The following is an 8,959-nucleotide window of genomic DNA, read 5'->3' on the forward strand; positions in this document are numbered from 1 at the left end:
GATACCGTGCTCCCACATAAACCCCCCCCCCCCCCCCCCTTCCCCCCCCTCCCCCCCCCCCCCCCCCCCCCCCCCCCCCCCCCCCCCCCCCCCCCCCCCCCCCCCCCCCCCCCCCCCCCCCCCCCCACCTCCCTCTTCCCTTCCTCGAACACTTGTACGAAAATAGGGTCATGGCCACCACCGACCGGCAGGCCACGACGCTGGCCCTCGCACACGCCCTGTCAGCCGCCGAACGCGGACTGGCCGTCATCCCCCTGTCCCGGAGAAAACTCCCGGCCCTGCGCTCCCCGCACCGCGACGACCCACAACCGACGGGGCCGCCCTGCCACGGCGAGTGCGGCCGCTTCGGCCACGGCGTCCACGACGCCTCCACCGATCCCGCCCGAATCCGCGCGCTGTTCGCCGCCGCACCGCGAGCCACCGGCTACGGCATCGCCTGTGGCCTCCCCCCGCACCACCTCATCGGTGTCGACCTGGACACGAAGACCGGCACGGACTCCTCCGTCGCCCTGCGCGAACTGGCCCTGCGCCACCTGTTCACGATCCCCGCCACGGTGGTCGTCCTGACCCCGAGCGGGGGCCGCCATCTCTGGCTGAGCGGCCCGCCGGACGCCGTCGTCCCCAACTCCGCCGGCCGCCTCGCCCCCGGTATCGACATCCGGGGCGCCGGCGGCTACCTCGTCGGCCCCGGCTCCCGCACCGACCACGGCACGTACACGGCCGCGCCGGGCACCGCGCACCTGCCCCCGGCGCCCTGCCCGCCCGCACTCCTGCGCCTGCTCCTCCCACCGCCCCGCGCACACCATCCGGCGCCCTCGTCCACCGGCGGACACGGCCAGGGCCTGGTCCAGTTCGTCCTCGCGGCGCACGAGGGCCAGCGCAACACCCGTCTGTTCTGGGCGGCGTGCCGTGCCTACGAGGACGGCATCGGGCCCGCCCTGGTGGACTCCTTGACCGACGCGGCCCGCACCACCGGCCTGTCCGAGCACGAGGCCCGCGCGACAATCGCGTCGGCTGCGCGCATGACAGGCCACTGACGTCGTCTCAGCCCTCTGGAAAACCGAAAGCCATACATGCACCGCCGTTCTAAAGTGCCGACCATGGCACTCGCTCGCGTCGCCCTCGCCTCCGGCCGCTCGGTCGACCTCTCCGAGCTGCGCATGTCGTCGACGTACGGCGGACTGCTCGAGGGATACCCGTGCAAGATCCTCAACGACCGCGCCGTCGCCGGGCTGCTCCGCTCCGCCGAGCGCGCCTTCCCCGGCACCCCGGTGCATCTCATCCCGCCCCCGCGCGAGTATCCCGACCAGTACGCCGGAGCCTTCGGCCCGGTGGAGGTGCTGCCCGCGGTGACCTGCGTCGGCAGCTTCCGCTCCGAGGCGCTCGATCCGGAGCACGACCGTGCGCTGTACCGCTCCCGCCTCACCGTGATCTGGTTCCAGCCCACCCCGCACATCCCCTCGGGCTGCGACGCCGAACCCGCCCTCCGGGACGTCTCCTGGGACCGGCTCGCCGCGGATGAGGAGCTATGACCATCCGTGCCTCAGCCAGCACCCGAACCGAGCTGATCCGCTGGCAGTTCGAACTGACCTGGTCGCTGTTCGAGTACCACCTGGAGCGCGTGGAACCGGAGGACTTCCTCTGGGAGCCGGTCCCGCACTGCTGGACGGTACGCCGCTCCCCCGAGGGCAGGTGGATCCCCGACTGGGCGGAAACGGAACCGGACCCCGTACCCGTGCCCACCATCGCCTGGCTGAGCTGGCACATCGGCTGGTGGTGGAGCGTGACGCTGGACCACGCGCGGGGGCGCCGTCCCCGGGAGCGGACCGACATCACCTGGCCCGGCGAGGGCATGGCGACCGTCGAATGGCTCCGCACCCTGCGCACGGAGTGGCTCACGCTGCTCGACGGCCTCACCGACACCGACCTGGACGCCACGGCCCCCTTCCCCTGGTCGCCGACCGGCCCGGCGTACACCAGGGCCCACATGGCCGCCTGGGTGAACGCCGAACTGATGAAGAACGCCACGGAGATCGGCCAGCTCCGCCTGCTGCGGGCCGCGTCGTGAGCTCCCTCACGCGAAGTCGTACACCGACCAGTCGGTGAGCGTGCGGTAACCGAGCCCTTGGTACAGGGCGTTGCTAACGGGATTGGACAGATCCGCGAACAGCACGACGTCCCGCGCCCCCGCGTCCAGCGCGGCCCGGCTCACCTCCGCCGTCACGGCGCCCGCGTAGCCCCGGCCGCGCAGGTGCGCCGGGGTGTAGACGACATCCACCTGCACCTGACCGCCGATCAACGGATTCATGCCCGCGACGGAGACGGGAGTGCCGTCCGGAGTCTCCCAGAGCGTGTAACGCTTGTCGGCGAAGCGCGACGCGGCCCATGTGCCTGCGTCCAGGGTGACAACCTCTCCGACGGCCCGGGCGAACTCCTCGCACCAGTAGATGACTTCCTCAAGGTCCTGCTCGCCCAGGACACGTCCCCGGCCCGTCGGCAGCGGATCCGGCGGAGTGAGCGTGCCGAGGCCATACAGACGGAGCCGTGTGTCACGGATCTTCGGCGTCACGCCGGTGTGCCGCCGCCAAGCCTGGGCGAACTCGGTGGCGGTGTCATGGTCCGCGCTGACCGAGGGCAGGGAGGGCAGGTCGACGGCCAGGCGGGCGGCGAGGGATTCGACCTGCTCGTACGTCAGCGGGGTGCAGCACACACCGCGCGGCGGAAGCCGGTAGAAGGTGCCGTGTACCTCGCCCTCTCGTTCCAGCACACCGAACACGGGAGCTCCACCATCGAACGCGCCCGGCCCACGCCTGCGCACTCTCTCCGCCCACGTCAACTGCATGACATGCGAGCCGGGCCGCGAGCGCAGGAAGCCTCCCGCCCGGGCCAGGAATTCGTCGACGTCTTCGGTGAGATGCCAGTCGTCGGATCGCATACCTCAGGATGAACGCCCTGACCGTGCCGGGTCCAGCGGTTCACGAACGTCGGACCCTACCGTCGCGCACATTCGGGTGATAAGCGTAGGAATATTCACCGAAAGGGAAGTATGAGACCGCCAGGTCTTCGCCGATTAAATCGGCGTCCACCCATGTCAAGGAGGACAGAAATGCGTCGAATTTCCAGCGTTCTGATCGCCTCAGCGGCTCTTGCCGCCGCCCTCGGCTCCCCTGCCATCGCCGACGACCAAGGGTCCTCGGCCTGATCCCGTCAAGGCGGACAACGCTTACCTCCTCAATAACCAGGAGCACACACAAGAGCTGCCCTCCGATGTCGCTGCATGTCCTTGGTCACCAGCACTGGGCCGCCACCGAAAACCTGAACCGAGTCGATCGCGCAACCCCGACACCGCGGCAACCCAATGTCGTGCCGACCTCACCCGAGGTCACGATCTCCGCTGGCGCCTGCTGATTTTGCAGCCGAACGATCGACATTGTTCGGCGCGTCACTCAGCCGCGTGTGCAATTCATGCCCTGGCAGTACGCCGACCTCGCCGCCTCGGGTGTCACCGCGGACAGAGCCGATCGCGAAGTCATGTGGATCAGCCCTGTCGGCGGCAAGGTCTACGGTGGACCGCGCGCCCTGTCCGCTGTGCTGATGTGCGGACGACGGCGCTGGTGGTGGCTCGGGATCGCTCTGCGGCTGCCGCCTGTCAACTGGATGGCCCGAGGCGTCTACCGGGTTGTCGCTAAGAACCGCCACCATCTGCCGGGCGGCACAGTCACCTGCTCTCTCCCGGCCCGTATGCGAGGGACATCGGACCGCTGGCCTCTACTTCAGTGAGGGCTGCGGCGGTACCGCTGCGGGCGTTGTCCCGACCAGGGCTTCGCCTCCCATGCCACCTGTGCGCTGGAAGGTGCGCCGCCCCAGCCGTCCCAGAGCGCGGTAGAAGCGGTCCGGCAGGAACGCGGCATCGGCGACGATCATCGCGCCAGAGAAGAGTGGCAGCCCCATGAGCAGCGCGATATTCACGTGCATGCCGAACAGCAGGAGCAGGACGGGGTATTTCATCCTGCTGAACAGGGTGAACGAAAAGGATATGCATCAAGCAACATACGGTGAATGTTGAGCCAAATGACTGCCACCCGTCCGTGCTGCAATCCACCACGGAGCAGGAAACTCGTCTGCAGCAGCGAACTCTTTCAGCGTGTCCACTGATCGGGTGACGGTCGTGGGGTGCGCAACGCACCGGGCTCCGGTGCCTTTGCAGGAGGTACTAGACGTTTCAGTGCATCGGCGCCGGAGAACCGAACAGAGCTCCTGAACGACAACCTTGTTCAGCGTCCGCCGTGTTGCGGGTTACGCCCGGCTGCAGGACCACCACGCCATCATCGCTGCCTCGTTGTACACACCCGCGAGCGCGACCGGCCCACCATGCGACAGTGCCGATCAGGGTGGGACAAGCCTCATGCAGAAGGGGTGCCCCTCACTGAGGGGCACCCCTTCTGACCAGCACATCCCCGACACGCGGAGGCGGTGGGATTTGAACCCACGGTGACATCGCTGCCACGACGGTTTTCAAGACCAGCCACATAGCAAGGTACAAGAAGGCGTTGACCTGCTATTACTCGGTGCTGGACACCTCCCCCGCGCCATTCCTGGCCACAGGATGGCCGCGAAGGGCTACGGGCCACGTCACCACCAGCAGTGGGCCACGGTCGCGTCATCCCCGGATTTGTAGCGTGGCCACCGACGGCCGGTCGGGTCCGTCGCCTCAGTCTTGCGTACGGTCTCGATCAGGGCTCGGGGGCCGTCCGTCCGGAGAGTCGCGAACACCTCATCCCAGGTAGCCATCCCGTACTCCGTGACCAGCCTTGACACCCCGTCGGACATCACCGCGGCAGAACGTACGTCTCGGAGCCTGGCCGAACCGGTCAGGCAGTGCCGTGCTGCCTCTGGATTGGCGCCGGCGATCCAGTAGCCGTCCGGCGTGTTGCGTACCTGCCGCTGAGCGAGCACAAGTCGCTGCACGGCCTCCCTGTGCCCCGGGGTGTGCGTTTCGTGGCTTTCCGCTTCCGCCCGGAGCTCTGGCAACACATCGTCCACGCGAAGGTCAGTGATCACCGTGTGACCACCCTTGGCCCCTTCGAACACCACGGGCGAGTCAGCGAGTACGAGGTAGTCAAGCACTGCGTGTCGTTGCCGTAGTACTGCGACTGTGGCGGACGGCGTGCCGGGGTCGGCAAGGTCGCAGTCCGGGTGAAGCGCTGCGACGCGTTCAAGCGCAAGCGCCAGGCCATCGGGCAGCGTCACGCTCGGTTCTGCGAGAGCGGCCATGAGGTGCCCTCCCAGGTGGGCCACGAACCACGGCACACCGTGACGGCACCCCGTGGACAGCCCTGCCGTGCTTAGGCCGTCTAGCACCACGGCCAGGTCCGGCGAGGCACCCACCCAGTCTTCGTTGGGGTTGGCGCCCCCGCCCAATGAGTCAAAGCAGACGCGCATGATCAGCCTTCGTGTCGGTACAGCGGGGTGACCCTGCGGCTCTCCAGCACCTCAAAGGTCTCGGGGTTGTAGCGGCATGAGATGAGTGTGGAGAAGCGTTTCGCGCGCACCTCTCGGTACAGCTCAGCGAGGTTGTGTTCCAAGTAGTGGACGACTCCGTTCGCTCCGATGGCGTGGATACCGGCGATGTAGAGGAAGGTCCCGCGCCCATCGAGCCGAGGGAGCCGGCCGAGGTAGCCGAAGTCACCTGCGGACCCGTCTTCGTCCATCGGGGACCGGTACCGCTGCCCCGCCTTCTGGTCGACCAGGTGCCAGGCATGGTCCTTCTCAAACCGCAGGTTGTCGTCCCCTTCCAGCACCTGAGCCACGATGGGCGACAGGCGCGGACCACAAACAACCACGTGGTTGTCACGGTTCAGGTTGACGATGCCGGAAGGCGGGATTACCTCGTACTGAGCATCGAGCTTCATGCCGGCCAGAAGCTTGCGCAGGTGCTCGAAGTTGTCGAGGTCTTCCCTGGCCACTACCTCGCCGGGGTTCTGGTCCGGCGCCTTTCCGCCCTCGTACTTCCCGCCAAGGGAGACGGTCACGAGATCAGTGCCGAAGAATGCACGCTCCGGCGGCGGACCGGCGGACGCGAGCTGACCGACACGCCCGCGACTCACCCCGAGACGTGAGGCAATTTCCGCTTGTGTCAGGCCAGACGCTTGCGCCTCTTCGATGGCTTCACGGCGGACGCGGGACAGCTCCAGCACCCACCCCTGATACGTCGCCATCAGGTCAATTGCCGCCTTGGCCCGTTCTACGGGATCTCCGATGCCCGAGACCCGTTCCATGTCGCTGTGCACGATTCTCCGATCACTGCCTAGGGGGGCTACCGACTGTACCGCGAGAGGGGGTTGCGTGCAGCCATGAGTTTGCTTACCGTACCTATCAAGCTCGACGGCAACCCCCCCTAAGCAGAACGCGGGGTCGCCATCACGGCTGTTTGAGCTGCACGAACGACCCCGCCGGTCCCGCCTACACGCGGTCCGTGCGGCAGGGGAGACGTCAAAGTCCGTCGTCTTCACGGATCGATCGGTGTCATCGGCTAAGCCGCTGGTCTGACCCTCGGGCGCAGTCCCAGGGACCGGATCACGGGGACCCCGGTGATTGGGCTGCACCCGGTCCATGACACCCGCGAGGGATGGGAGCGCCGTTCAGCGAGTGACGCCTGAGCGGCACGGCAATGACGCGCCGTCGATGGGAGGCGGAGCAAGGCGCGTTCGGAGCCGCGAAAGATCAAGTCGATTCCCTGCGAACGCATGGGGGTTCGGTGTGAACCGACGACATACCTGGGGTGCTGCTGGAGGCCGGACCGGCCGGCAGCACCCGTTCTGCGTTCCGGTCCGCTTCCTGGTTTCGCAGCACTGACGCTGCGGCCGGCTGCCTCTCCCGTCCGTGCGCTCGCTCTGTGCGGGCCGTACGGACGGGAGTGCGGGGAGCCGGGGCCCGACGTCCGGGCCGGACTCCACCTCTTCCCATCGGTCTGAGAGGACTGCCATGCGCTGGAGTTTCACGTTCACCGCGACCGTGACCAACCTGAAAACGGGCGAGCGCGAGGAGATCAACGACACCGCGCACTTCACCCACCCGATCACCCGCGCCGACGCGCTGTCCGTGATCCGCCGGGACCTGCGCAGCCTGAACAAGCCCGCCCTCAGCCTGCGCATCACCGGCAGCTACTGACCCACACCCCCACAACGGCGAGCGGCCCCCGGGATGCACCCCCGGGAGCCGCGACGGGCCGTACCAACCTGTGAGAGGAACCACGACCCATGGACCACATCGTCACTGTTCAGGACGCCGTTACCGCGTTCGCCGACTTCATGGAGCCGACGAACGCCGAGCTGGACGCGATCGAGCGCGAGATGCCCGTCATCCTGGCGGACGTCGAGCTGCTGGACGCGCACATCGTCACCCTCGACCGCATCCCGACCGAGCTGGACAACCGGCGCATCCGCCGGGCCCGCCGCCGCGCGCTCGCCGCCCGCGTCGCCCTGCTCAACCGCCCCGCCGGCGCGAGCCTTCCCGGAGGTGCGGCATGAGGACGCTGACCGCGCAGATGTCGAGCGACGACAGCGCCTGGCGCCTGTACGTCGTCGTCTACGGCGCGACCGAGTGGCCCACCTTCCGGTGGGAGCGCACGGGCCCGGTGCCCACCGTGGCGGAGCGCCGGCGCGTGCTGGCCGCCCTCGGCTACGAGGTGGCGCCGGGCGCGGTGTGGTCCTGGACGGAGGACAGCCGGGGCCCCGACGACGACTCCACCCCGGTCGTGCTGATCGCGGCCGTGGACGTGCGCGAGCAGGAAGGGGCCACCGCATGAGGGCCAAGACCGTTCTTCCGGCCGTCGCGATGACGGCCGTGTCCATGGTCCTCACGCTGGCCGTGGTGGTGATGTGGCTGGGCCCGGTCATGCCGTGGCTGGTCGCGCTGGTCGTGGGTCTCGGGATCGACGGGGGATGGCTGGCCACCCTCGCCTACGAACGCCGACTGGCCGCGCAGGGCGACCACAATCGGGCCGTAACCGCCGTCGGCTGGTCGTTCGGCGTCCTCGCCGCCGGTGTCCTCGTCGCGCACGCCCTCACTGCCGAGGAGTCCGCCGGGGCGTGGCTGGCGGTGACGTGGCTGCCGATCGCGGCCAAAGCCCTGTGGCTGGTCCACGGCCTGTGGGAGCGCACCGCCCTGACTCCCGTCGCCCTGGACGCGATCCGCGGGATTCAGCAGGAAGCGCGCGACGAGGCGGCCGTGGCCCGCGCCCGACTGCGGGCGGAAGCGACCACCGAGGAGACGCGGTTGACGGCCGTGACGGATGCCGGGGCGCGCGTCGCACGCGTCCAGGCACGGACCGCACAGACGCTCTCGTCGGCGTGGTCGACGCTGGAGACGGCCCGCGCCGGCGAGGACACCGGCAGGGCGCTCACCAGCGTGACGACCCGCGTCACACCCGGTGTCACGCCCCGGTGGGAGCTGCCGGTGTGGGGGCCGTCGGAGCCGCTTACGGCCCGCTCACTGGAGGCCGCTCCGGCGCTCACTGATGAGGCGCTGGACGTCGTCGTTGACGAGATCCGGCACAGCGAGACACCCGCCCTGTCGTACCGGGAGATGTCCGCCCGCTTCCGCGCCGCCGGGCACTCCGCATCCGAGATGCGCCTTCGCGCCGCGTGGAAGCGCGTCGCCTGATGGGTGCGCTGCCGGTGTTCCGGTGGCGTCTCGCCCCGGACGGCTACGCCACTCGCCGCCAACTCCGCGCCCTCGGTTTGCGGCCCGGTGGTCAGGACGTGGCCGCACAGCTCGAACGCCCCCGCCGGCGGCGGGGGCCGCTGGTCGCCTACCTCTACCGCATCGACCAGGCCAAGCCGGTCCGGCCCATGACCCCGGCCCGGGGGGGGGGGGGGGGGGGGGGGGGGGGGGGGGGGGGGGGGGGGGGGGGGGTTGGGGGGGGGGGGGGTGGGGGGGGGGGGGGGGGGGATAAGGA

The 8,959-nt window shown here is 69.3% G+C and carries 11 protein-coding genes, 1 tRNA gene and 2 pseudogenes; 9 read left to right on the forward strand and 5 right to left on the reverse strand.

Annotated elements, in window-relative coordinates; all coding sequences use genetic code 11:
• The first annotated feature begins 170 nt into the window (after positions 1–170).
• The 3 genes from ACZ5C2_RS08530 to ACZ5C2_RS08540 all read left to right on the forward strand — a co-directional run bounded on the left by ACZ5C2_RS08530 (position 171) and on the right by ACZ5C2_RS08540 (position 2,068).
• Entirely contained in the window at positions 171–1,037 is an 867-nt protein-coding gene (locus ACZ5C2_RS08530) for a bifunctional DNA primase/polymerase (RefSeq protein WP_468787958.1), read from the forward strand.
• 63 nt (positions 1,038–1,100) lie between these two features.
• Positions 1,101–1,532, forward strand: coding sequence for a hypothetical protein (locus ACZ5C2_RS08535; protein WP_468787960.1), 432 nt, complete (start codon positions 1,101–1,103; stop codon positions 1,530–1,532).
• Positions 1,529–2,068 (forward strand): DinB family protein, encoded by a 540-nt coding sequence (locus ACZ5C2_RS08540; protein ID WP_468787962.1) that lies wholly within the window; start codon positions 1,529–1,531, stop codon positions 2,066–2,068. Before ACZ5C2_RS08535 ends, ACZ5C2_RS08540 begins: the two co-directional genes overlap by 4 nt.
• Before the next feature lie 6 nt (positions 2,069–2,074).
• On the opposite strand, the gene ACZ5C2_RS08545 is transcribed toward ACZ5C2_RS08540, so the two are convergent.
• Positions 2,075–2,935 (reverse strand): GNAT family N-acetyltransferase, encoded by an 861-nt coding sequence (locus ACZ5C2_RS08545; protein WP_468787964.1) that lies wholly within the window; start codon positions 2,933–2,935, stop codon positions 2,075–2,077.
• A gap of 485 nt (positions 2,936–3,420) precedes the next feature.
• Between ACZ5C2_RS08545 and ACZ5C2_RS08550 the strand changes: the two are divergent.
• Positions 3,421–3,780: pseudogene (locus tag ACZ5C2_RS08550) on the forward strand (thiol-disulfide oxidoreductase DCC family protein); the annotation flags it as partial.
• On the opposite strand, the gene ACZ5C2_RS08555 reads toward ACZ5C2_RS08550, so the two are convergent.
• The 4 genes from ACZ5C2_RS08555 to ACZ5C2_RS08570 form a co-directional block, all read right to left on the reverse strand.
• The gene (locus ACZ5C2_RS08555; RefSeq protein ID WP_468787966.1) at positions 3,769–4,008 is read right to left on the reverse strand and encodes a hypothetical protein; all 240 of its coding nucleotides are present in this window, start codon (positions 4,006–4,008) and stop codon (positions 3,769–3,771) included. The pseudogene ACZ5C2_RS08550 and the gene ACZ5C2_RS08555 sit on opposite strands and share 12 nt — an antisense overlap.
• A 457-nt stretch (positions 4,009–4,465) precedes the next feature.
• Positions 4,466–4,583: transfer RNA gene (locus tag ACZ5C2_RS08560), tRNA-Ser, on the reverse strand.
• Between the two features lie 49 nt (positions 4,584–4,632).
• Entirely contained in the window at positions 4,633–5,388 is a 756-nt protein-coding gene (locus tag ACZ5C2_RS08565; RefSeq protein WP_468787968.1) for a protein phosphatase 2C domain-containing protein, read from the reverse strand.
• 56 nt (positions 5,389–5,444) lie between these two features.
• The gene (locus ACZ5C2_RS08570) at positions 5,445–6,290 is read right to left on the reverse strand and encodes a sigma factor-like helix-turn-helix DNA-binding protein (protein WP_468787970.1); all 846 of its coding nucleotides are present in this window, start codon (positions 6,288–6,290) and stop codon (positions 5,445–5,447) included.
• Positions 6,291–6,984: 694 nt separating this feature from the next.
• Between ACZ5C2_RS08570 and ACZ5C2_RS08575 the strand changes: the two genes are divergently transcribed.
• The 5 genes and pseudogenes from ACZ5C2_RS08575 to ACZ5C2_RS08595 form a co-directional block, all read left to right on the forward strand.
• Positions 6,985–7,170, forward strand: coding sequence for a hypothetical protein (locus ACZ5C2_RS08575; RefSeq protein ID WP_468787972.1), 186 nt, complete (start codon positions 6,985–6,987; stop codon positions 7,168–7,170).
• An 89-nt stretch (positions 7,171–7,259) separates the two neighbouring features.
• Complete coding sequence (locus ACZ5C2_RS08580; protein ID WP_468787974.1) at positions 7,260–7,529, forward strand: DUF6284 family protein; 270 nt, start codon at positions 7,260–7,262, stop codon at positions 7,527–7,529.
• The gene (locus ACZ5C2_RS08585; RefSeq protein ID WP_468787976.1) at positions 7,526–7,807 is read left to right on the forward strand and encodes a DUF6303 family protein; all 282 of its coding nucleotides are present in this window, start codon (positions 7,526–7,528) and stop codon (positions 7,805–7,807) included. Before ACZ5C2_RS08580 ends, ACZ5C2_RS08585 begins: the two co-directional genes overlap by 4 nt.
• Positions 7,804–8,664, forward strand: a complete 861-nt coding sequence (locus tag ACZ5C2_RS08590) for a protein spdB (RefSeq protein WP_468787978.1) — start codon at positions 7,804–7,806, stop codon at positions 8,662–8,664. The genes ACZ5C2_RS08585 and ACZ5C2_RS08590 overlap by 4 nt, the downstream gene beginning before the upstream one ends.
• A pseudogene (locus ACZ5C2_RS08595) lies at positions 8,664–8,873 on the forward strand (RRQRL motif-containing zinc-binding protein); the annotation flags it as partial. The gene ACZ5C2_RS08590 and the pseudogene ACZ5C2_RS08595, both read left to right, overlap by 1 nt.
• Positions 8,874–8,959: the final 86 nt, after the last annotated feature.

The sequence above is a fragment of the Streptomyces sp. NPDC031365 genome, assembly GCF_055569765.1.